18 protein-coding genes and 1 tRNA gene are annotated in these 22,019 nt (G+C 69.9%); 4 read left to right on the top strand and 15 right to left on the bottom strand.

Annotated elements, in window-relative coordinates; translation table 11 throughout:
* Nucleotides 1-63 precede the first annotated feature (63 nt).
* From mobF to G3T37_RS08800, 9 genes are all read right to left on the bottom strand, one after another.
* Complete coding sequence (mobF, locus tag G3T37_RS08840) at nucleotides 64-3,504, bottom strand: MobF family relaxase (protein ID WP_163473191.1); 3,441 nt, start codon at nucleotides 3,502-3,504, stop codon at nucleotides 64-66.
* A gap of 853 nt (nucleotides 3,505-4,357) precedes the next feature.
* Nucleotides 4,358-5,566, bottom strand: coding sequence for a tyrosine-type recombinase/integrase (locus G3T37_RS08835; protein WP_163473190.1), 1,209 nt, complete (start codon nucleotides 5,564-5,566; stop codon nucleotides 4,358-4,360).
* Nucleotides 5,559-5,759: a helix-turn-helix transcriptional regulator gene (locus tag G3T37_RS08830; protein WP_163473188.1), complete on the bottom strand. Its 201-nt coding sequence runs from the start codon at nucleotides 5,757-5,759 to the stop codon at nucleotides 5,559-5,561. The genes G3T37_RS08835 and G3T37_RS08830 overlap by 8 nt, the downstream gene beginning before the upstream one ends.
* A gap of 190 nt (nucleotides 5,760-5,949) precedes the next feature.
* A tRNA-Gln gene (locus G3T37_RS08825) sits at nucleotides 5,950-6,021 on the bottom strand.
* A gap of 118 nt (nucleotides 6,022-6,139) precedes the next feature.
* A complete protein-coding gene (gene gltX, locus G3T37_RS08820) occupies nucleotides 6,140-7,621 on the bottom strand; it encodes a glutamate--tRNA ligase (RefSeq protein WP_163473186.1) in 1,482 nt (493 codons plus the stop codon).
* Between the two features lie 11 nt (nucleotides 7,622-7,632).
* Nucleotides 7,633-8,649 carry a putative sulfate exporter family transporter gene (locus G3T37_RS08815; RefSeq protein ID WP_174247756.1) on the bottom strand — a complete coding sequence of 339 codons (1,017 nt, stop codon included), beginning with the start codon at nucleotides 8,647-8,649 and terminating at the stop codon, nucleotides 7,633-7,635.
* Nucleotides 8,646-9,422: a fumarylacetoacetate hydrolase family protein gene (locus G3T37_RS08810; protein ID WP_163473185.1), complete on the bottom strand. Its 777-nt coding sequence runs from the start codon at nucleotides 9,420-9,422 to the stop codon at nucleotides 8,646-8,648. Before G3T37_RS08810 ends, G3T37_RS08815 begins: the two co-directional genes overlap by 4 nt.
* Nucleotides 9,423-9,458: 36 nt before the next feature.
* A complete protein-coding gene (locus tag G3T37_RS08805; RefSeq protein ID WP_241732357.1) occupies nucleotides 9,459-10,535 on the bottom strand; it encodes a branched-chain amino acid aminotransferase in 1,077 nt (358 codons plus the stop codon).
* A 62-nt stretch (nucleotides 10,536-10,597) separates the two neighbouring features.
* On the bottom strand, nucleotides 10,598-11,650 hold the full coding sequence (locus G3T37_RS08800) for a 3-isopropylmalate dehydrogenase (protein WP_163473183.1): 1,053 nt from the start codon (nucleotides 11,648-11,650) through the stop codon (nucleotides 10,598-10,600).
* Nucleotides 11,651-11,740: 90 nt separating this feature from the next.
* Here G3T37_RS08800 and G3T37_RS08795 point away from each other — a divergent pair, with 90 nt between their 5' ends.
* Nucleotides 11,741-12,001, top strand: coding sequence for a DUF6458 family protein (locus tag G3T37_RS08795; RefSeq protein ID WP_163473181.1), 261 nt, complete (start codon nucleotides 11,741-11,743; stop codon nucleotides 11,999-12,001).
* Nucleotides 12,002-12,024: 23 nt separating this feature from the next.
* Here G3T37_RS08795 and serA read toward each other — a convergent pair whose 3' ends face one another.
* Entirely contained in the window at nucleotides 12,025-13,614 is a 1,590-nt protein-coding gene (gene serA / locus G3T37_RS08790) for a phosphoglycerate dehydrogenase (RefSeq protein WP_163473179.1), read from the bottom strand.
* A gap of 118 nt (nucleotides 13,615-13,732) precedes the next feature.
* Here serA and G3T37_RS08785 point away from each other — a divergent pair, with 118 nt between their 5' ends.
* Nucleotides 13,733-14,140 (top strand): DoxX family protein, encoded by a 408-nt coding sequence (locus tag G3T37_RS08785; RefSeq protein WP_163473177.1) that lies wholly within the window; start codon nucleotides 13,733-13,735, stop codon nucleotides 14,138-14,140.
* A gap of 62 nt (nucleotides 14,141-14,202) precedes the next feature.
* Here the strand turns inward: G3T37_RS08785 and G3T37_RS08780 are convergent, their stop codons facing one another.
* Together G3T37_RS08780 and G3T37_RS08775 are read right to left on the bottom strand one after the other, a co-directional pair.
* On the bottom strand, nucleotides 14,203-14,520 hold the full coding sequence (locus tag G3T37_RS08780; RefSeq protein ID WP_163473175.1) for a hypothetical protein: 318 nt from the start codon (nucleotides 14,518-14,520) through the stop codon (nucleotides 14,203-14,205).
* Between the two features lies 1 nt (nucleotide 14,521).
* Nucleotides 14,522-15,037 (bottom strand): hypothetical protein, encoded by a 516-nt coding sequence (locus G3T37_RS08775; RefSeq protein WP_163473173.1) that lies wholly within the window; start codon nucleotides 15,035-15,037, stop codon nucleotides 14,522-14,524.
* A 65-nt stretch (nucleotides 15,038-15,102) separates the two neighbouring features.
* Here G3T37_RS08775 and G3T37_RS08770 point away from each other — a divergent pair, with 65 nt between their 5' ends.
* Complete coding sequence (locus G3T37_RS08770) at nucleotides 15,103-15,912, top strand: FAD binding domain-containing protein (protein WP_163473172.1); 810 nt, start codon at nucleotides 15,103-15,105, stop codon at nucleotides 15,910-15,912.
* A complete protein-coding gene (locus G3T37_RS08765; RefSeq protein ID WP_163473170.1) occupies nucleotides 15,909-18,635 on the top strand; it encodes a molybdopterin-dependent oxidoreductase in 2,727 nt (908 codons plus the stop codon). Before G3T37_RS08770 ends, G3T37_RS08765 begins: the two co-directional genes overlap by 4 nt.
* Nucleotides 18,636-18,686: 51 nt before the next feature.
* On the opposite strand, the gene G3T37_RS08760 is transcribed toward G3T37_RS08765, so the two are convergent.
* The 3 genes from G3T37_RS08760 to G3T37_RS08750 are packed head-to-tail and all read right to left on the bottom strand — an operon-like array spanning nucleotide 18,687 to nucleotide 21,993.
* Nucleotides 18,687-20,045, bottom strand: coding sequence for an 8-oxoguanine deaminase (locus G3T37_RS08760; RefSeq protein WP_163473168.1), 1,359 nt, complete (start codon nucleotides 20,043-20,045; stop codon nucleotides 18,687-18,689).
* Entirely contained in the window at nucleotides 20,042-21,130 is a 1,089-nt protein-coding gene (locus G3T37_RS08755) for an XdhC family protein (RefSeq protein ID WP_163473167.1), read from the bottom strand. The genes G3T37_RS08760 and G3T37_RS08755 overlap by 4 nt, the downstream gene beginning before the upstream one ends.
* Before the next feature lie 35 nt (nucleotides 21,131-21,165).
* Complete coding sequence (locus G3T37_RS08750; protein WP_163473165.1) at nucleotides 21,166-21,993, bottom strand: SDR family NAD(P)-dependent oxidoreductase; 828 nt, start codon at nucleotides 21,991-21,993, stop codon at nucleotides 21,166-21,168.
* Nucleotides 21,994-22,019: the final 26 nt, after the last annotated feature.

The raw sequence follows: 22,019 nt of genomic DNA, 5'->3' as shown, positions 1-22,019 counted from the left end.
TTCTCCCGGTTTAGTCTCGCTCAGCTCAGCTCAGCTCAGCTCAGCTCAGCTCCCGCGCCGCGACTACAGTGACGGCCCGTCGCGATGTGGGGAGCGACCTCGGTTCCGTTCAAACGCCGGGGCGTCGAGCCGCGTCGCCCGCACTTCCGCCGCTCTGCGGGATTCCTCGGCCGCAAGGCGCTGAGCCTCGTCTTGGGCAGCGCGCTCGTGGACGAGCTTGACCGCTTCATCTGGGGGAAGCGCATCGAGCTGGGCGAGGTAGCGGCGATCCTGCGTCACCTGCTCGCGCAGGGCCTTCACCCTCGCAGCAACCGCGCTCGGACGCCGGTTTCCTAGTACCCGCTCATACAGCGCCATGTGCTCGCGCGACTGCCTCTCGGTCATCTCGCTGACGATCTGGCGGGCCTGCGCGGCTTCCGCGCGTGCTCCAACGGCCTCGGGCATGTGGTCGGCTTCACGCTGGGCGACCGCCTCAGCCCACGCGGACAGTCCACTCTCGCTGTGCGGAGTGCTCTGCCACCGGTCATGCACGGCCCGCTCTGCCTCCTTGCGGCGGGTGTCTGCGTCGTTCGCGGTGCGGGTGGCAAAGCGCTTGCGGAACCGAGACGCGCTCTCCTTCGCCCGGCGTGCAGCGATTGCTTCCCGCTGCGCAGCCAGGAACGCGGCGCCATCGGCGACTGCTTCCTGTGTCAGCGACTCCACAACGTCCGTGAGTACCGCAGCTGCCTTCGCGTCCGCGGCTTCCGCCAGCTCGCGCTGCGGCTCGTATTCGGCCTTATGCCGTTCGGACTGGTCGTGCAATCTGGCGGCTGCCGACACCCAGTGCTCTCGCTCCGCATCAGCTTTCGCGATCCGCTCGATGATCCGGTCGCGCTCCGCGCTCACGGTGGACATAGGCCCGTCCGCAACGAGGTCCGCGACGGCCTCGCGGGCGCGTGCGGTGGCGTCTTCCAGGCCGCGGTCGGCGCGGTCTCGGGCGAGCGCGTCGACGAACTGCTGCTTCGCGTCGTCGAGGTCGGTGGCGACGATGTGCAGGGTGTTCGCCTCGCGGCCGCGGGTCATGCCGACGTAGACACCGGCGGCGTCGAGCCCGTCAGCGAGCACCGTGTGCGAAGCGTTCACGGTCGTGCCCTGGACACCGTAGGCGGTGACCGCATAAGCCAGGTGCGCATCCTCGGTCACGTACTCCGCGGGCAGTGTCACGGTGCGCTGCCGCTTCCGGCCGTTGACGGTCTCCACAATGCTCAGCGCGCCATCGTCGCCCACGTGCTGCACGCTCCAGGTCTGCCGATTCGCGACACCGAGCGTGCTGTCGTTGCGGCGAGTCTGGATCACATCCCCCATCCCGATCGGGAGGCCGTCGCTGCCGAACACTGTCCGCGACTCATCAACCTCGCCGCGATCCACGCGCCCGGCGCGGATACGTTCGTTCAGCATCCGGGCCTCGTCGTTGGTTGCCGTGGTGATCGCGTCCGCCGTGCTCGTGGTCTTCGCGATGGCCGCCAGCACGTCGTCGTCGGTGTCATGCAGAGCGATCAACCCAAGTTCGTTGAGGCGGTCAAAGATTGTCGCGGGGTCACGGCTGTACCGCAGCTCGAGAGTGAGTTCCGCGTAGGCGTCGTCGGTGAAGCGGTGCAGGCTCGTCATGTCCGCGACGGCCGAAGTAAGGCGGGTAGCGACGTCGAGTACGCCTCCGCGGCCGACCGCGGGGAGCTGGGCACGGTCTCCGACGAGCGCCACGGTGGCCCCGGACTCGTCCGCAACCTGCAGCAAGGCAAGAGCGGAGTCCTGGTCGAGCATCCCCGCCTCATCAACCACAATCCGCTCACCCCGCGCGAGCCGCGCCTCCTGCGCCGGGCCGCGGTAGGTGCTCCCGGTCTCGGGATCGGCGTCGCCGGGCTTGAGACGCGTCCACACGCCGTCGCTGTTCCACCGGAATCCGTGCGTGTAGACGAGCGCGGCCACGGAGTCGGCGGGGATGCCGAGTTCCTGGGCGACGACGTCGGCGGCCTTCTTCGTCGGCGTGACGACCCGCGTCCCGCGGCCCTCCACGGCTGCGGCAGCGATGGCCGTCTTGAGCATCGTGGTCTTACCCGACCCCGCGGCACCTTCGACCACGACGAGCGGGTTGACGGATGCGACGACGGCGGCCGCCCGCTCCTGGTCATCATCCAGTCCCGCCAGCACCGCAAACTCATGTACATCCGGGATGCGCTGATTGGAGTCCACCGCGCGCGCGGTGAGTAGGTCGCGCAGTTCCGTCTCGGCCGCGACGACGCGCAGCGATGTCAGATGCGCGACGTGCTCCGGCATCGGCGCACCAAGTGGGAGGACGGAGAGGCAATCCGATGCTGCGAGCTGCGTCGCGAGTTGTACAAACTCCCGCAGCTCCTCGGGTGTGGCGTGCACGCCGTGCTTAGTGGTGATGCGGGTGACGTGCTCGCGCAGCGTGTGCACAGTCCATGCCGAGCTGCCTGCCGCGCACCGGTCCAATGCGCGTGATGCGACTTCTTCGACGTGCAGCTCGTCAAGCGCCATCGGTGCAGGGCGTTGCACGCGCGGCGTGTTCGGACTGTAGCCGGCGTCTTCGAGCTCCGCGCGCCATCCGGCTTCGCTACCGAGCACCGTCGGCTTCTTCCCCGGTCGCTCGTGCTCCCACGCCTTCGCTTTCAAGCGCGCCCGCACCACAGGGCCCGGTTCCTCGCCGGGATGCGCCTGTTCCCATTCGGCTTCGAACCGGGCAAGGTTGCGTTCGACCTGCGTGGCCCGCTTCGACATCACCGCGTTGAACGGCTCCAGCTCCGCGACCTCGCCGGTTGCCGGGTCGAGCGTGAGGCCGTGCTTGTCGAGTACTGCGGCGAGTTGCGGGTGCGCGGCGATGATCGCGGTGCCTAGGGCGCGGATGGCGCCCTGCTGCTTGAAAAGTGCTGCGGTATCCAGGCCGCGCCAGTTCCCCGCGGCGTAGACGCGGGTACCGATCTGGAAGTGGATGTGCCGGTGCGGGTAACCGGCACGGCTGGTCTTGTGCGCGACGGCGACGGTCTGCAACTGCTGCACCGGCACGACCTCTCGTGCGTGCCGAGGCCCGATCCGGGTGACCGAGTGCTGGGCGAGCCACCGACGGATCTCCGCAGCAGCGTCCTGTTGCGCGGCGTCGAGCGCGTCGGAGACTTCCGGGTGCAGGGCGGCGGCGATGGAGAGGGACTTCGGTGCGTTGATCACCATCTCCGCGAACCGCGGCGAACCCCGCATGCCCTCGCCCGCGCCGCGCGGGGTTCCCATCGATGTGTCGCTGATCGGGTTCACCCAGTCCACCCATGCGGCGTACTGCTCCGGGTTGAGCGTGCGCGCCTCGATGATCTCGCCCGCGGCGTCGGTGACGGTGAACTCCGCAAGAGCCGTGCCGCCCTCCAGGTAGTACTCGTCCGCGGTGGATCTGTCGGACTCCAGGTACCGGCGCGCGGCCGCGCCTGTCCCGCGGAACAGGATCACGCCGCCCTTCACGCTGGGCCTCCTCACGAGTCGTCTCATGAGGGAGGTGCGCACGCCCCACCGGCGGTGGCATACGTCCATCAATGGGTTGGAATCGAGATGGCAGCGAACGGCGTGGCGGATGTGCTGGGTGGGCGGTGTCCGTTTCGGAGGAGCTTGTCGCGGTGCGGTTCGCGAGGCTCGTGCGCGGCGTTCGGTCAGGCCGGGGCCGCGGCGTCGCGATGTATCTCTGTGATCGAGTGACCGCGCACGTTGGCGACGGCGGGGCCGTGATCCGCCGGGAATCATGACGTCCGGACGTCCATGACGTCCGGACGGCGAAGTCACTCGCAGTGGCCGGCACCCGGGTCGTCGCGAGGTGCCGCCGGGCCTTCATACCGGTCGAGTGTGACCTGTACGCCATCGCGCCGGCCTGAGCATCGAGAACGAGCCGAGCCTCCGTGCTGCACCGCTGGTATTCGTACGGTGCCGGAAAATTACCGGGACCGTACGCCCTGGTCTTCGAGGCGCCGGGATCGGCGCAGGCTGCGGTGGTGGCAACGTGCCACCACCGCGACGGCATCGGCGGTTGGTCCCGCAGAGTTTGCGGGACCGTGGTGGTGCAGAGTCTGCCTAACCACGGTGGTGCCATATTGGCACCACCGTGGGGGTGCCGAATCGGCGCCCCCCGATCCTGTGGGCACGAGCGCGGTGGTGTCGATTCAACACCACCGCGTCAGAACCTCTGGCGCGGCGGTCGGGAATCCGAACCACCATCGCTTCCTGCCGATGCGTGACCGGTTTGGTTCCGCGGATCATGCTCATATAGTAGCTCCATACCCCATCGACCACTAGATGTTGCGGTCTGCTTCTACGCTCTGCTTGTTCATCTCGGCCCAAGGATGCTGTCGAGGATGTCGGCCGTCACGACGTCGACCTGCTCGGCCGTAATGACGTAGCTGTTGCGGGTGACCATCTCGTTCGCGTGCCCGAGCAACCTCGACGCGATCGTGAGCCCCGCCGCTCGCTCCACGAGGGTCGCGGTGGTGCGACGGTAGATGTGCGTCGAGTACTCATCGACCTTGACCCCGAGTCGCACAAGCTCGTCACTGTTGTCGTCGATGAACGAGCGCAGCAGCCGCTCGTAGTTCGAGACGCTCATCGGCTTGCCGGTCTTCGTCGGGAACAGCAGCGCCTCCGGTCCCTTCTCCGCGAGCGCAAGCCGGCGTCGCACCGCGTCGGCCGCGAGGGCGGGCAGCGCGACACGACGACGCTGTCGGGTGCGTTTGGGCGCGTTCTTGCGCTTGACGCCCTGCACCTTGTTCTGGATCACGGTGCCGTCGATCAGGATCGTCGGCGGAGCGGTGGTCATGTCCACGTCGCAGCGGCGCAGGCCGATGCACTCCCCCACGCGGGCGGAGGTGCCGAGCATGATGTCCATGCCATCCACGAGCGCCCGCCAGTTCAGGCGCGGCCCCATGCCTTCCGCCTCGCGCCAGTGGGTCATGAGGTCGCGGATGGCCTCGATCTGCTGCGGGGTGAGCATCGCGGTCTTCTTCTCCGGCGTCGGCAGCCGGGTGACGTCGCGCACCGGGTTCGTCGGGATCGCGTCGTCGCGCACGGCGAACCCGCAGATGAGCGACAGCACCGAGCGCGCCTTCCGCGCCGACGACACGCCCCGGTTGGCGAGAAGGTTCTGAATGATCCGGTCGCAGCGGCCGACCGTGAGCGCCTCCAGCGCAATGCCACCACAGACGGGGACGAGCGTGAGACGAATGGTGGTCTCGTAGTTCTCATACGTCGACCACGACAGCGTGCCGTTCTCAGCGCGCACCTTCACCGTCGGCAGCCAGGCCTCCGCCGCCTCCGCGATGGTTGATCCGGCAGTGACGATGGCCTTCGTGTGCGTCGTCTGTGCCTTCGCGCGAGACATCAGCTCCTCGCGGGCCGCAGCTTCGGTAGCGCCTTCGGCGCGGAGTTGCACCAGCTCACCGGAGTCGTCGCGCATCCGGGCGCGCGCCCGCCACTTCCGGTTCGCGAGCTGTGTCACCTGCACCTGCCCGACCTCGCCCGCCGCGATCTTCGGCCTAGCCATGACGCTGCTCCCTCGCCCAGGCGAGCACGTCGTCGCGGTCGTACTTGACGTGCCTGCCGAGCTTCAGCCACGGCGGCCCGGACTTCATGAGCCGCCAGCCCTCCAGCGTGCGCTCGGGCACGCCGAGCAGGACGGCGACCTCGGCCTGGGTCAGGAACGCGGGCTCGACCTCGATGTGTGCATGAGCTTCCATGCCAGACAGGTGCGTAGCTCGTACCCATGCGAATGAGCGGGGGCGAGTGCGTACCGCATCAGCAGAGACGACCGCGAAACGTACTCCACGGGGGTTTCTGGTCACCAATCTGGTCACTAGACGCCAGATCGGGCCACTCGAGGGAGTGAGGAGGGAGCCGGACTTCCTAGAGAACTCTAGCGATTCAGTGCTGGGGTACCTGGACTCGAACCAAGAACAAAAGAATCAGAATCTTCCGTGTTGCCAATTACACCATACCCCACCGTCTCAGCCGTGGCCGAGCCGACTAGTTACTCTAACGCACGCCCCGTCGTCGTCCCAAACCGAGGTCGGACGGGCGTCCCCCGACGGCCCGTCAGAGCCACGCGCGCAGGCCGCGGCTAGGAGCCGAGGTGCGCCCTCAGGCGTGCGACGCGGGCGATCGTCGAGGCCTTGCCGAGCAGTTCCATCGACTCGAACAGCGGCGGGCTGACGCGACGACCCGAGATCGCCGTGCGCAGCGGGCCGAACGCGTTCCGCGGCTTGAGCTGAAGCCCGTCGATGAGCGCAGCGCGGAGCGCGGCCTCGATCGGAGCCGCGGCCCAGTCGGAGACGGAGGCGAGGGCCGAGAGGGACGCCTCGAGGATGGTGACGGCGTCACCGCCCGGCAGGGCATCCTCGTCCCAGCGGATCTGCTCGTCGTCGGTGAAGAGGAAGCCCAGCAACCCTGGCGCCTCACCGAGGAGCTGCATGCGCTCCTGCACGAGGGGTGCGGCGGCGGCGAGCAGGGCGCGGTCGTCGTCAGTGCGAATCAGCTCGCCGAGGTACGGCTCGAGCCGCGAGGCGAAGTCCTCCGTGCTGAGCAGGCGAATCTGGTCGCCGTTGATCGACTCGGCCTTCTTCACGTCGAAGCGGGCGGGGTTGGGGTTCACGTTCGTGACATCGAACGCGGCCGTCATCTCATCGATCGAGAACACGTCGCGATCGTGGGTGAGCGACCAGCCGAGCAGCGCCAGATAGTTGACGAGCCCCTCGGGGATGAAGCCGCGGTCGCGGTGATGGAACAGGTTCGACTCGGGGTCGCGCTTCGACAGTTTGCGGTTGCCCTCCCCCATCACGTAGGGCAGGTGGCCGAAGCGCGGCACGACGTCGGTCACTCCGATCTCGATGAGCGCCGAGTAGAGCGCGATCTGGCGCGGGGTCGACGAGAGCAGGTCCTCGCCGCGCAGCACGTGGGTCACGCCCATGAGCGCATCGTCGACCGGGTTCACGAAGGTGTACAGGGGGGCGCCGTTCGGCCGCACCACCACGAAGTCGGTGAAGGAACCGGCCGGGAAGGTGATCGGTCCGCGCACGAGGTCGTCGAAGCTCAGGTCGGTGTCGGGCACGCGCAGCCGAAGAGCCGGGGTGCGGCCCTCGGCGCGGTAGGACTCGCGCTGGGCATCCGTCAGATCGCGCTCGAAATTGTCGTAGCCCTGCTTGGGGTCGCGGCCGAGCGAGAGGTTGCGGGCCTCGATCTCCTCCGCCGTCGCGAAGCTCTCGTAGAGGTGACCCGAGGCCTTCAGGCGCTCGATCAGCTCCAGGTAGATGGAGGTGCGCTGCGACTGGCGGTACGGGCCGTGCGGTCCGCCCACATCGATGCCCTCGTCCCAGTCGATGCGCAGCCAGCGCAGGGCATCGAGCAACTGCAGGTAGCTCTCCTCCGAGTCGCGCTCCGCATCCGTGTCTTCGATGCGGAACACCATAGTGCCGCCGGTGTGCCGGGCGTAGGCCCAGTTGAACAGCGCGGTGCGGATGAGCCCGACATGGGGCGTTCCGGTGGGCGAGGGGCAGAACCGCACGCGAACGTCAGGGCCGGTTGCGGTGGAGAAGGGAAGAGACATCGCCGTCAATTCTACGGGCGCCCGACGGCGACGACCCCGAGATCGAGCACCAGGATGACCACCCACGACACCGCGCCCGCCGCCACCGCCCGCCCGCCCGAGCGCACGAGCTGCTCAACCCGCAGCGACGCGCCGATCCCGAACAGCGCCATCGCGAGCAGCACGGACTGCACCGTGGCGCCCACCGCGACCACACCGGCCGGCAGCGGGATGAAGGTGCGCACGGCGACGAGCGCCAGGAATCCCACGATGAACAGCGGCACGACGGGCGGACGCGCGCCCCCCGCCACCCCGCGCCGCCGTGTCTGCACCGCGGTGACGGCGACGATCGGCGCGAGCATGAGCACTCGGGTGAGCTTGACGACCACCGCGGCGGCGAGCGCCATCGCCCCCGCCGTCTGCGCCGTCGCCACGACCTGCCCCACGTCGTGCACGCTCGCGCCGGTCCAGTGGCCGAACTGCACCGGGTCGAAGCCGAGGAGACCGGCGAGGGCGGGCAGCACGACGATCGCCGCCGTGCCGTAGAGCGTCACCAGCGCGGTCGGCGTCGCCGTGTCGCGAGGGTCGGATGCCCGTGCCGCACTCATCGCCCCCACCGCCGATACCCCGCAGATGGAGAACCCCGCGGCGATCAGCACCGGTTCGTCGCCGGGCAGGCGGAACAGTCTCCCGATGAGCAGCGTGAAGAAGTAGCTGACGACGACGAGCACGACGATCACGATGATCTCGGGCCAGCCGAGGGATGCGATGTCGGTGAGGCTCAGTTGGAGTCCGAGCACCACGATCCCGAGCCGCAGGAGGCGCCGCGCGGAGAGGTCGAGACCGGGTTCGAGCACGCCGCCGAGCACCGGTCGGAGGGGTGGGATGCTGCCCACGATGACCCCGAGGACGAGCGCGGCGGTCAGCCACGGCACACCGGGCAGCACCTGGTGCACCCCGAACGCCAGGGCCGCCGCCGCCCCTGCGACGCACACGCCCGGAAGCACGGTCCAGGGCGCGGGACGCCGGGCGTCTGGCGCGGAGGTCACCCGACGGTCGGTCGGTTGCGCGCGGGGTTGCTGAGCGTACCGATCCCGTCGATCGTGATGTCGACGGTCTGACCGTCCACGAAGCCGCCCAGACCCGCCGGCGTTCCGGTGAGGATCAGGTCGCCGGGCAGCAGGGTCCACACGTCGGAGGCGTAGGCGATGATCTCGGGGACGGTGTGGATCATGTCGCCCGTGTTGCCGTGACGGCGCGGTTCGCCGTCCACGTAGCTCTGAATCTCGAGGCCGCGCCAGTCGAGCTCGGTTTCGATGACCGGTCCGATCGGGCAGAAGGTGTCGTATCCCTTTGCCCGGGCCCACTGCCCGTCGGCGAACATCTGGTCACGCGCCGAGACGTCGTTGGCGATCGTGTAGCCGAAGACATAGTCGGCGTAGTCCTCCGCCTTGACCTGCTTCGCGATCTTGCCGATCACGATCGCGAGCTCACCCTCGTGCACGATCCGCCCCTCGACGGGAGGGATCTGGATCGCGTCGCCCGGCCCGATGATCGCGGTGTTCGGCTTGAGGAACAGGAGCGGAGCCTCCGGGCTCTTCATGTCCATCTCGTCCTTGTGCTCCGGGTAGTTGAGCCCGACGCAGACGATCTTCGAACGAGGGATGACCGGCGCGAGCAGCCTCACCGAGTCGAGCGGCACGCGCTCGTCGGTGGTGCTGAACCCGCTGAACATGGGGTCACCGCTCAAGACGACGAGGTCGTCGCCATCGACGATCCCGTATCGGGGGTCGCTGTCGGTGCTGAAACGGGCGATCTTCACGCTGTGAACCTTACGGGTAGGGGGGTGGGTCGACGCTCAGGCATCGAGGCGGGTCATCCATCCGTGCGGGTCGGGAAGCCGACCGTACTGGATATCCGTGAGCTCCTTGCGCAGCGACATGGTCAGCTCGCCCGCGGGCGCGTCCGCGTCGCCGACCGTGAAGTCGGCCGCCTTCAGCTGGGCGATGGGGGTGATCACGGCCGCGGTTCCGCAGGCGAACACCTCGGTGATCTCGCCGCTCGCGACGCCCTCGCGCCACTCGTCGATCGTGACGCGGCGGCGCTCCGTGGTGAGCCCCCTGTCCCGGGCGAGCTGGAGCACCGAGTCGAGGGTGACCCCCTCGAGGATGCTGCTGGACTCGGGCGTGACGAGCGTGCCGTTCTTGTAGACGAGCACGACGTTCATACCGCCGAGCTCCTCCAGGTACTTGCTCTCCTCGGAGTCGAGGAAGAGCACCTGCGCGCAGCCGTTCTCGTAGGCCTCCTGCTGCGCGACGAGGGACGAGGCGTAGTTGCCGCCGGTCTTCGCCGCGCCCATACCGCCGCGGCCGGCGCGCGAGTAGTCGGTGGAGAGCCAGATCGAGACCGGCGCGACCCCGCCGCTGAAGTAGGCGCCCGCCGGGCTCGCGATGAGGTAGTAGTTCACCTTCGCGGCGGGCCGCACGCCGAGGAACGCCTCCTTGGCGAACATGAACGGACGAAGGTAGAGGCTCGTCTCGGGGGCCGACGGCACCCACTCCTTGTCGACGGCGATCAGCTGGCGCAGCGAGTCGAGGAAGTACTCGGTGGGCAGCTCGGGAAGCGCGAGACGGCGGGCCGAGCGCTGCATGCGCTTCGCGTTCATCTCGGGGCGGAAGGTCCAGATCGATCCGTCCACGTGACGGTAGGCCTTGAGCCCTTCGAACACCTCCTGCGCGTAGTGCAGCACGGCGGCCGCCGGGTCCATCGCGATCGGGCCGTAGGGCTGCACGCGGGGACGGTGCCAGCCGCCCCGCTCCGACCAGCAGATGTCGACCATGTGGTCGGTGAAGTACTTGCCGAAGCCGGGGTCGGCGAGAATCTTCGCGCGCTCCTCGGGCGACTTGGCGTTCTCATTCCTGATCGTCTGGAACATCAGATCGGGCGTGGCCATCTGCAACTGAATGGGCATGTGCGGTTCTCTCTCGAAGCGGTGAACTAATTCTGCGCCAGCCGGGCGACGATCGCGTCGCCGACCGCGGCCGTGGTGCGCGGGGTGGGCGAACCCTCAGCGAGATCGGCGGTCACCGCCGCCGCGACCCTGGCCGACGCATCCGCATACCCGAGGTGATCGAGAAGCAGGGCGACGGAGAGGATCGCAGCGGTGGGATCGGCTTTCTGCTGCCCGGCGATGTCGGGCGCGGATCCGTGGACCGGCTCGAACATGCTGGGGAAGGTGCCATCCGGATTGATGTTGCCCGAGGCTGCCAGTCCGATGCCGCCGCTGATTGCGGCCGCGAGATCGGTGAGGATGTCGCCGAAGAGGTTGTCTGTGACGATCGTGTCAAATCTAGCGGGATTCGTGACCAGGAAGATAGTCGCCGCATCGACATGCAGGTAGTCGACGCTCACCGCGGGGTACTCGGCGGCGATCGCGTTGACCGTGCGCTGCCAGAGCCCGCCCGCGTTGGTGAGCACGTTGGTCTTGTGCACGAGTGTCAGACGGCCCCGACGCTTCGCCGCCGTCTCGAAGCCGAACCGCACGAGACGCTCCACGCCGTGGGCGGTGTTGATGGAGACCTCGGTGGCGATCTCGTGCGGCGTGCCCGCGCGGATGACCCCGCCGTTGCCCACGTAGGGGCCCTCGGTGCCCTCCCGCACGACGACGAAATCCACGTCGCCGGGGGCGGCCAGGGGCGAGACGACGTTGGGATACAGCGTCGTCGGCCGGAGGTTCACGTAGTGGTCGAAGGCGAAGCGGAGCTTGAGCAGCAGTCCGCGCTCGATGATGCCGCCCGCGAGGCGGGGGTCACGCGGATCTCCGCCGACCGCGCCGAGGAGGATCGCGTCGTGCGTCGCGAGCGCCGTGAGGTCGTCGTCACCGAGGATGCTGCCGGAGGCGAGGTAGTGCGCGGCGCCGAAGGGGTAGTCGGTGGTGTTGAAACGGACCCCCTCCGGGGCGACCGCGTGCAGCACCTTGACCGCCTCGGCGATGACCTCGGGGCCGATCCCGTCGCCGGCAATGACTGCGATGCTGTGGTTCTGTGGCATGCATTTACAGTACCGCCGGGGACAGCTCCCGCTTTTCGCGCGAAATGCAACCCCTTGCCGCCGCGAACGCGACACGGCCACCCTGACACCATGAGTATTGGATCCGGAATCGTCCTGTTCGTCATCGGCGCGGTGCTTGCCTTCGCCGTCAACCTGCAGAACTCGGTCGTCAACCTGCACCTGATCGGCTACATCCTGATGGGTGCCGGGGTGATCGTGTTCCTCATCGGGATGATCTTCATGTTCCGCAAGCGTCAGTCGGTGACCACCGTGCACACCGGCGTCGACGCCAACGGCCAGCAGGTCGCGCAGCGACGCACCTCGGTGACGCCGGACGACCCCACGCTGTAGCCGGTCGAACCGGCCCTCATGCGCTAGTCGACGATGTCGATCTCGCGCATGAGGGCCGCATCGATCGCGACGCGCACCTTCTCGAGAAGACCCTCGGGCACGATCGAGTCCACTGTGAGCACGCTGAGCGCCTGGCCGCCGGCCGTGCGGCGCGCGATCTGCATGCCCGCGATGTTGACGTTGGCGTCGCCGAACTCCTTGCCGTAGAGGGCGACGATGCCCGGACGGTCGGTGTAGAGCATCACGATGAGGTGCTCCGCGAAGGGGACCTCCACGTCGTAGCCGTTGATCTCGACGATCTTCTGGATCTGCTTCGTGCCGGTCAGCGTTCCCGACACCGAGATCTGCGATCCGTCGCTCAGCGCGCCGCGGATCGTGAGCAGGTTGCGGTACTCCTCGCTCGTCGCGTCGGTGACGAGCCGCACGGTGACCCCGCGCTGCTCCGCGAGAAGCGGCGCATTCACGTAGCTGACCGACTCGCTGACGATGTTGGAGAAGATGCCCTTCAGCGCGGCCAGCTTCAGCACGCTCACGTCGAAGGCGACGATCTCGCCGCGCACCTCCACGTCGATGCTTGTGATCGGGCTGTCGGCGAGACCCGCGAAGACCTGACCGAGCTTCTCCATGAGCGGGATGCCCGGGCGCACGGTCGGGTCGATGACCCCGCCCGCCACGTTCACGGCGTCGGGCACGAGCTCGCCGCCGAGCGCGAGGCGCACCGACTTGGCCACCGCCACGCCCGCCTTCTCCTGCGCCTCGTCGGTCGACGCACCGAGGTGCGGGGTGAGCACGACGTTCTCCAGCTCGAGCAGCGGTGAGGAGGTGGGCGGCTCGCTCACGAACACATCGAGCCCGGCGCCCGCGATGCGCTTCGACTTCAGCGCCGCGTAGAGCGCGTCCTCGTCGATGAGCCCGCCGCGCGCGACGTTGACGATGAACGCGGTCGGCTTCATGCGGGCGAACTGCTCGGTGCCGATCATCCCGGTGGTCTCGGGGGTCTTGGGCATGTGGATGGTGATGAAGTCGGACTGGGCGAGCAGGTCATCCAGCCCCAGGAGGGTGACGCCGAGCTGCTGCGCACGCGCGCTCGTGACGTAGGGGTCGTAGGCGACGACGTTCATGCCGAAGGCCTGCAGACGCGCGGTGATGAGGGCGCCGATGCGGCCGAGGCCGATGATGCCGATCGTCTTCTCGTAGAGCTCGACACCCGTGTACTTGGAGCGCTTCCACGTGCCGGCCGCGAGGCTGTCGTGGGCCGCCGGGATGTGGCGGGCGAGGCTCAGGATGTGGCCGACCGTGAGCTCGGCGGCGGAGATGATGTTGGAGGTGGGTGCGTTGACGACCATGACGCCGGCCTCGGTCGCCGACTTGATGTCGACGTTGTCGAGTCCGACGCCCGCGCGCGCGATGACCTTCAGCTGCTTCGCCGCGGCGATCGCCTCGGCGTCGACCTGGGTGGCGGAGCGGATGAGGATCGCGTCGGCGTCGGCGAGCGCCGCCAGCAGCGCTGGGCGGTCGGTGCCATCGACGGACCGGATGTCGAAGTCGGGGCCGAGGGCCTCGACGGTAGCGGGCGAGAGTTCTTCGGCGATGAGCACGACCGGCTTGGCCACGAATCGAGTCCTTAGCTTGGTGGGAATGGGTGCGAACCTGCGGCGCAACCCCTGCGAGTTTAGTGCGCGAGCGTGAGGCGGTTGAACGCGGCGACGACCCGGGGCGCAATATAGGGTCATGCCTCCCGCCCTCGCGTCCGCCATCGTCGTCGTCCGCGTGCTCATCGCCCTCCTGTTCATCGGCATGGGCATCGTGCACTTCATCCCCGCCGTCACGCACGGCATGGCGGCCATGATCCCGCCACGCCTGCGTCGCTCGCGCGTGGCCACTCCCCTGCGCCTGGTCTGGTTCACGGGGATCTGCGAGATCGCGGGCGGCGTCGGGATGCTCATCCCCGCCACGCGCTTCGCCGCCGCCCTCGCGCTCAGCGTGTTCCTTGTGGCCGTGTTCCCGGCGAACGCCTACGCCGCGGAGCACCGGGATCGCTTCGGGCGGGTGGCGATCCCGTTCTGGCCGCGTCTGATCGCGCAGCTCGCGCTCATCGTGCTCGTCGTGGTGGTGGGCGTCACCTCGGTACCGGCGTAGGCGCTGCCGCGAGAGCGGGGCCGTGGCCGTGGCCGTGGCCGTGGCCGACGGCGCCGCACGGTTCACACCAGCGGCGCCAGCTCCACCGAGGAGATCGCGACGCAGGCCAGCAGCGCGAGGCCCGCGAGGAACAGCAGCGCGCGCACTCCGAGGCCGCGTCGCCGGCCGAGCAGGAACGCCGCCGCGTACACGACCGCGGGGAGCGCGACGTCGAGCACCAGCAGCCACCACGGCGTCGAGTCGGCGCCCAGAATGGTCGGCAGCAGGATCAGGTTGCCGATCGCCGACCAGAGCACGTAGGCGTAGAGCAGCGCGAACGCGATCGCGACGGCGCGCGAGGGCCAGCTGTAGCGCGGGCGTGCGGGGGCGGGTGTCGTCATCTCAGCTCCCCACCACGAACGACCACGGGATGAGCAGCAGCGCACCGCCCACGAGCCAGAGCAATCGCTGGTACGCGGCCCTGCCGCGGGTGAGCGCGAGCGCGAGACCGAACCACAGCGCGGGTGCGACGACCGCGAGGTACTGCTCGACCGCGAAGGCCGCATCGTCGAGCGGGCTGCCGGAGGCGTAGACGAGGCGCTGCAGCGACACGATCCAGCCGATCGTGTAGAGGAGGTAGACGCCGCCGAGGATGCCGAGCGTGACGAGCAGGATGGAGGAGGCGACCGGAGCGAAATCGACCTCCGCCTCGGCGTCGGCATCGGCGTCAGCCCGTTCGCCTGCGCCCGCGCCTGCGTCGCCGCCTGCGTCTCCGCCTGCCCCGGCGTCGGCGTCTGCCCGCGGCGGGGGCGGGGTGCGGGGCTGCGCCGGGGTGCGGGCGGGACGCGCGAGGGCGTGCGTGTGGTCATCCCCCTCGTCCCAGCGGAGGGCCTCATCCTCGTCGTCGTCGCGCGCCACGCCTCCAAGTATCCCCGACCGCGTTAACACGTCCGTCACATCCCTGATGTTGACTCTATGAACATATGGACCTCATCACCGTGCAGCAGATCCGGGTGCCGGCCACCCGTGACGAGGTGACGTTCGCGCCCGGCGAGCGGCCCCTGGGCGGCGGCACCTGGCTGTTCTCCGAGCCGCAGGAGGGGCTGACCGGCCTGGTCGACCTCACCGCGCTGGGCTGGGAGCCGCTCACGGTGACGGATGACCTCCTCACCGTCGCCGCGACCTGCACGATCGCCGAGCTCACGCGCCTGCCCGCGCACGACGGCTGGGCCGCGCATCCCCTCATCGCGCTCTGCGCCGACTCGCTGCTCGCGTCGTGGAAGATCTGGAACGTCGCGACCGTCGGGGGCAACGTCGCGCTCGCCCTCCCGGCGGGCGCCATGACCTCGCTCATGAGCACGCTCGATGCCACCGCGGTGATCTGGACCGCCGACGGCGGTGAACGGCGGATGCCCGTGACCGAGTTCGTGACCGACGTGCGCGTCACACGGCTCGCCCCCGGCGAGGTGCTGCGCGCCCTCGAGGTTCGCACGGCCGCCCTCCGCTCACGCACGGCGTTCCGGCGGATCGCGCTCTCGCCGCTCGGCCGCTCGGGGACCCTCGTCACCGGCCGGCGGGGCGCTGACGGCGAGACGGTGATCACGATCACCGCGGGCACGCCGCGGCCCGTTCAACTGCGCTTCGACGAGGTGCCGAGCGAGCGGGCTCTTGCCGACGCGATGAGCCGCATCGAGGAGTGGTACGACGACCCGCACGGTTCGCCCGACTGGCGCCGCGCCGTGTCGACGCTCTTCGCGGAGGAGATCCGGCAGGAGTTGGGAGGGGCCGCATGAGGTTCGAGGTGAACGGCACGCCGCTCGACGTCGAGGTCGAGCCGGGGCAGGTGCTCCGCACGCTCCTGCGCGAGAACGAGCACTACGAGGTGAAGAAGGGCTGCGACGCGGGCGACTGCGGCGCCTGCTCGGTGCTCGTCGACGGCGATGCGGTGCACTCGTGCATCTACCCGGCGCACCGGCTGGAGGGACGATCGGTCACGACGGTGGCGGGGCTGGGTTCGCCCGATCATCCGCACCCCCTGCAGCAGGCGTTCGTGGCGGCCGCCGGGTTCCAGTGCGGGTTCTGCACGGCGGGCATGATCGTCACCGCGTCGACCTTCAGCGACGCCGACCGGGATGACCTGCCGCGGCTACTGAAGGGCAATCTGTGCCGCTGCACCGGCTACCGCTCCATCCACGACGCGATCTGCGGGGTCACCAACACCGAGACCGCCCCGACCGGCGAGGCCACGGGCCACTCCGTGCGGGCGCCCGCGGGCATGCGTGTCGCGACCGGGCGCGAGGAGTACACCCTCGATCACACGACGACGGGACTCCTGCACCTCGCCGTACTCGGCAGCCCGCACCCGCACGCGCGCATCGTCTCCATCGACACGAGCGCCGCGGAGGCGATGCCCGGCGTCGAGCTGGTCCTCACCCACCTCGACTCCCCCGCCACCCTGTTCTCGACGGGGCGGCACGAGAGCCGCAACGACGACCCGGATGACACGCTCGTGCTCGACCCGGTGCTCCGGTTCCGCGGCCAGCGTGTCGCCGCCGTCGTGGCCGACTCGGTGCGCACCGCGCAGTTGGCGACGGAGCGGATCGTCGTCGAATACGAGCTGCTTCCCGCGGTGTTCGATCCCGAGCAGGCGCGCGCCCAGGGGGCGCCCCTCTTACATGCCGACAAAGGCATGGAGAGCCGGATCGCCGCCCCCGAGCGCAACACCGTCGCCGAGATGCACGGCGAGACGGGCGACGTGGAGGCCGCACTCGCCACCTCCGCGGCGACGGTGGAGGGCACCTGGCGCACCCAGCGGGTCAGCCACGCCTCGCTCGAGACCCACGCGACCCGCGGCTGGCTCGATCGCGACGGGCGCCTCGTGCTGCGCACCTCCAGCCAGGTGCCGTACCTCGTGCGCGACGAGATCTGTCACGTCTTCGCGCTGCACCCCGACCACGTGCGCGTGTTCACGGCTCGCGTCGGCGGCGGCTTCGGCGGCAAGCAGGAGCTGCTCACGGAGGACATCGTGACCCTCGCCGTGCTTCGGCTGGGCCGGCCCGTGCAGTACGAGTTCACCCGCACGGACGAGTTCACGATCGCGCCGACTCGCCACCCGATGCGCGTGACCGTGCGCGCGGGAGCCGATGCCGAGGGCCGCCTCACCGCCCTCGCGGTCGACCAGCTGATGGACACCGGCGCCTACGGCAACCACGGCATCGGCGTCATGTACCACAGCGTGCATGAGTCCGTCAGCGTGTACCGCGCGCCCAACAAGCGGGTGGATGCGCAGTCCGTTTACACGAACAACCTCCCCTCCGGCGCCTTCCGCGGCTACGGCCTCGGCCAGGTGATCTTCGCCATCGAGTCGGCGATGGACGAGCTGGCCCGCCGCTGCGGGCTCGACCCCTTCGAGTTCCGCCGTCGCAACGTCATCACGCCCGGGGAGCCGATGGTCGTCGTCGACCCCGGCGAGGTCACCGACCTGGGCTACGGCAACAGCTACGGTCTCGACCAGTGCCTCGACCTGGTGCAGGATGCCCTGCGCACGCCGGGCGGCCTCACCCCGCCGAGCGGCCCGCGCTGGCGCCTCGGCACGGGGGTGGCGCTCGCCATGATCGCGACGATGCCGCCGCGGGGGCACTTCGCCGACACGACCGTCGAACTGCTCGCGGACGGCGACTACTCGATCGGCGTGGGCACAGCGGAGTTCGGCAACGGCACGACCACGGTGCACGGGCAGCTGGTGGCCTCGGCGCTGGGCACCACACCGGATCGCGTGCGGATCCGGCAGTCAGACACCGATGTCGCCCGCTACGACACGGGCGCCTTCGGTTCGGCGGGAGTCGTCGTCGCGGGGAAGGCGCTGCTCGCGGCCTCGCACAAGCTCGCCGCCGCCATGCGCGAGCGGGCGCTGCGCCTGGTCGATGCCGAGCGCCACGACGAGTCGCTGCGCGATGAAGCTGCCGGCGTGGTTCCCGGTGGCGTGCGCGTCGGGGACCGCCTCGTCACCGCCGCCGAGCTGGTCGCCGCCGGACCCCTGATCGCAGACGGCAGTCACGACGGCACACCGCGCTCCGTCGCGTTCAACGTGCACGCCTTCCAGGTGGCCGTCGACGAGGCGACCGGCGAGGTGCAGATCCTGCGGTCGATCCAGGCGGCGGATGCCGGCACGGTGCTCAACCCGGAGCAGCTGCGCGGCCAGATCGAGGGCGGCACCGCTCAGGCGATCGGCACCGCGCTCTACGAAGAGATGATGCTCGATGGCGAGGGCCGCGTGATCACCGACGCGTTCCGCAACTACCGCACTCCCAAGTTCTCCGACATCCCAGTCACCGAGGTGCTGTTCGCCGACACCTTCGACGAGCTCGGCCCGCTTGGCGCGAAGTCCATGAGCGAGGCCCCCTACAACCCGGTCGCCCCGGCCCTCGCGAACGCGATCAGGGATGCGCTGGGCATCCGGCCCCAGGAGCTCCCGATGTCACGCGACCGACTGTGGCGGATGATCGCCGCGGGCTGACCGCTGCACGCGCGGCGCCGAGCGTCGCCACTCGGCGGCCGGCCTCGCCCGTCACACGCGCCGGGCGAGCTCCCGGGCGGCCGACGCGGCAGTGCGAGCGACCTCCGCCTGATCCACTCGGGCGAGGTCGCCGTCGCGAACGACGACCGTTCCGTTCACGACGAGGCGGGCGAGGGGCGGCATCGACGCGAGCGTGAGGGCCGCCACCGGATCGGCGATCCCGGCGTGCTCCACGCCGTCGATGCGCCACAGCGCGAGGTCGGCGAGCTTGCCGGTCTCGATCGAGCCGATCTCGGTCTCGCGGCCGAGCACACGCGCGCCGCCGATCGTCGCGATGCGGAGGGCGTCGCGACCGCTCATCCGGTCGGCACCGGAGCGGAGCCGGTTCATGAGCAGCGAGTTGCGAATCTCGGTGCCGAGTTGACCCGACTCGTTGGAGGCCGCGCCGTCGACGCCGAGGCCGACCGGGACTCCCGCCCGCAGCAGCTCCGGAATCGGCGCGATCCCCGCCGCGAGCCGCGCATTGGACGAGGGGCAGTGCGCCACCCCGGTGCCGGTCGCGGCGAAGCGCGAGATCGCGGTCTCGTCGAGGTGGACGCAGTGCGCCATCCAGACGTCGTCGCCCAGCCAGCCGAGCGAGTCCAGATACTCGGTGGGGGTGGCGCCGAAGCGCTCCCGGCAGAACGCCTCCTCCTCGACGGTCTCCGACCCGTGGGTGTGCAATCGCACACCCAGCTGGCGCGCGAGCACGGCGGATTCGCGAAGCAGCTCAGCCGTGACCGAGAACGGGGAGCAGGGCGCGATCGCGACGCGCACCATCGAGTCGAAGGCGGGATCGTGGTACCGAGCGACCGCGTCGGCGCTGGACTGCAGTGCGGCATCCGTCGACTCCACGGCGAAGTCGGGCGGGAGTCCGCCCTGCGAGCGGCCGAGGTCCATCGAGCCGCGGGTGGCGTGCAGGCGCACCCCGATGTCGCGCGCGGCCTCGACGATGCCGCCGACGATGTCGCCGGATCCCTGCGGGAACACGTAGTGGTGGTCGGCGAACGTCGTGCACCCCGAGCGGGCCAGCACCGCCATCGCCCCGGCGGCGCCGTCGCGCACGAGCTCCTCGTCGATGAGCGACCACGCCGGGTACAGGGCGACGAGCCAGTCGAACAGGATGGAGTCCTGGGCGATGCCCCGCGTGAGCCACTGGTAGAGGTGGTGGTGGGTGTTCACGAGGCCCGGGGTCAGCAGATGACCGGTGGCGTCGACCCGGGTGGCGCCCGCGAGGAACTCGGGCGGCGCATCCCCCTCGCCCACCGCGACGATGCGGGTGCCGTCGACCACGAGGTAGCCGTGCTCGTACTCGGTGCCGACCGCGTCGACCGTCGCGATGTAGGCGTTCTCGATGACGGTGCGGCTCACGCGCGAACCGCCTCGCGGATGGTGTGGATCTGCCCCTGCGTGGAGCGCAGCGGGCGCGCGCTCGACGCCGTGCGCGCCTGGAGCACCTCGGCGAGGATCGAGATCGCCGTCTCCTCGGGTGTGCTCGCCCCGAGGTCGAGGCCGATCGGCGAGTGCAATCGGCCCAGAGCCTCCTCGCCCACGCCGCGCTCGCGCAGCGACTGCAGCCGACGGCCGTGGGTGCGCCGCGACCCCATCGCCCCGACGAACCCGGCGGGCGAGTCGAGAGCGAGGTGGATCACCTCCGCGTCGAAGCGGGCGTCGTGGCTGAGCACGCAGACGACCGAGCGGGCGTCGATCGCGAGACTCGGCAGCACCTCGGGCGGCCAGCCGACCACCACGGAGGCGCCGGGAAAACGCGCCGGCGTCGCGAACAGCGGCCGTGCGTCGCACACCGTCACGCGGTAGCCGAGCGCCTGCGCGGCGCGCGAGAGGGCGGCCGAGAACTCCATCGCCCCGACGATGACGAGGTGCGCCGGCTCGGTCGCCACCTCCACGAACACGTCGAGCGGCTCGCCGTCGCAGTCGATCGTGCTGAGCGCCGACCCCCCGAGGGCGATGCGCGAATCCCGCTCGGCGAGGAGTCGTGCGGCGTGGCGGGCGGCGAGCTCGGTCGTGCGGGCGGCCGTGAGCGGTGTGGTGTCGTCGGGGGCGTCAGCGGCGGGGGGAACGGGGGTCAGGAGGGCGACGGGATGACCGAGCCGAGCATCCCGCAACACCCCGTGCACCTCGTCCCCCGGCCGCACGAGCCGCACCACGATACTAAGCTGGCCCCCGCAGGTGAGCCCCACGGAGTACGCGGTCTCGTCGCTCACGCCGTAGTCGACGGTGCGGCTGAGGCCGTCGGCGAGCACGGCCTCACAGGCCTCGACGACGGCGCCCTCGACGCAGCCGCCGGCGATGCTGCCGAGCACCGCCTCGCCGTCGAACGCCATCGAGGTGCCGACCGTGCGCGGCGCGCTGCCCTCGATCGCCACCGCGGTCGCCACGGCGAGCGGTCGCCCCGCGTCGAGCACGGCGAGCAGCCGGTCAGCGATCTCGAACATGTGACCAGCGTCGCACACTCGACATTTCGGCGTGGTTACGGCTCGAGCCCCACGAGGCGCGCGCTCGCCTCCCAGTCGGCGTGCGCGAGCGGCAGGTCGTAAGCCTGGCGGCTGCTGCGGGCGATCGCGCGCTTCACGAAGTACTCGCCCTGCGGCCAGTCCACGCCGGGCGTCGTGGTCGCGAGCCACACCAGTGTGTCGGCCCCCGTGGCCGGGGAGCCCAGCAGGCGGCGCAGGGCCGTGGTGTACATCCGCCGCATGAAGGTCGTGCTCTCGGCGGCGAAGTTCGTGGCGATCACTCCGGGGTGGAAGGCCGCCGCGCTGATGCCGGCGTCACGGTAGCGGTAGTCGAGTTCGCGCGTGAAGAGGATGTTGTGCAGCTTCGCGTCTCCGTAGGCCTTGGTGGGCGTGTACCGGCGCTCGTTGCCGAGGTCGGCGAGGTCGATGCGGCCGAAGGAGGCCGCCGCGGCGCTCGAGGTGGCGATGACGGATGCCCGGCTCTCGACCAGCCGATCCATCAGCAACCGCGTCAGCAGGTACGGCGCGAGGTGGTTGACCTGGAGGGTCTTCTCCAGCCCGTCGACGGTGAGCTCGCGCTCCCCCATGATGCCGCCCGCGTTGTTGGCGAGCACGTCGATGCGCGGATACGCCGCGAGCAGTCCCGCGGCGAGCGCCCGCACGTCGTCGAGGCGGGCGAAATCGGCGACGAAGTGGTCGGCGTTGAGCTCGCGGGCCATCGCGTCGGTCTTGGCGGCGGAGCGCCCGACCAGCACGACGCGCTCCCCGGCGGCGGAGAGGGCGCGGGCGGCCGCGGCCCCGATGCCGTCGCTCGCCCCGGTGATGATGATCGTCCTGCCCGGCATCGCGCACTCCCTCAGGCGCCTCCGGC

Source organism: Galbitalea soli (genome assembly GCF_010686725.1).
Lineage (GTDB): Bacteria > Actinomycetota > Actinomycetes > Actinomycetales > Microbacteriaceae > Galbitalea > Galbitalea soli.
Note: the sequence above shows the minus strand (reverse complement) of the source record. Positions and strands in the feature narration are given on the sequence as shown.

Excerpts from the sequence above, each read along its gene's own strand:
- G3T37_RS08785 (WP_163473177.1), top strand. The coding sequence starts at position 13,733 with ATGCCTCCCGCCCTCGCGTCCGCCATCGTCGTCGTCCGCGTGCTCATC.
- G3T37_RS08800 (WP_163473183.1), bottom strand. The coding sequence starts at position 11,650 with ATGCCACAGAACCACAGCATCGCAGTCATTGCCGGCGACGGGATCGGC.
- G3T37_RS08795 (WP_163473181.1), top strand. The coding sequence starts at position 11,741 with ATGAGTATTGGATCCGGAATCGTCCTGTTCGTCATCGGCGCGGTGCTT.
- G3T37_RS08805 (WP_241732357.1), bottom strand. The coding sequence starts at position 10,535 with ATGTTCCAGACGATCAGGAATGAGAACGCCAAGTCGCCCGAGGAGCGC.
- G3T37_RS08765 (WP_163473170.1), top strand. The coding sequence starts at position 15,909 with ATGAGGTTCGAGGTGAACGGCACGCCGCTCGACGTCGAGGTCGAGCCG.
- G3T37_RS08830 (WP_163473188.1), bottom strand. The coding sequence starts at position 5,759 with ATGGAAGCTCATGCACACATCGAGGTCGAGCCCGCGTTCCTGACCCAG.
- G3T37_RS08755 (WP_163473167.1), bottom strand. The coding sequence starts at position 21,130 with ATGTTCGAGATCGCTGACCGGCTGCTCGCCGTGCTCGACGCGGGGCGA.
- G3T37_RS08750 (WP_163473165.1), bottom strand. The coding sequence starts at position 21,993 with ATGCCGGGCAGGACGATCATCATCACCGGGGCGAGCGACGGCATCGGG.
- G3T37_RS08770 (WP_163473172.1), top strand. The coding sequence starts at position 15,103 with ATGGACCTCATCACCGTGCAGCAGATCCGGGTGCCGGCCACCCGTGAC.
- gltX (WP_163473186.1), bottom strand. The coding sequence starts at position 7,621 with ATGTCTCTTCCCTTCTCCACCGCAACCGGCCCTGACGTTCGCGTGCGG.
- G3T37_RS08780 (WP_163473175.1), bottom strand. The coding sequence starts at position 14,520 with ATGACGACACCCGCCCCCGCACGCCCGCGCTACAGCTGGCCCTCGCGC.
- G3T37_RS08835 (WP_163473190.1), bottom strand. The coding sequence starts at position 5,566 with ATGGCTAGGCCGAAGATCGCGGCGGGCGAGGTCGGGCAGGTGCAGGTG.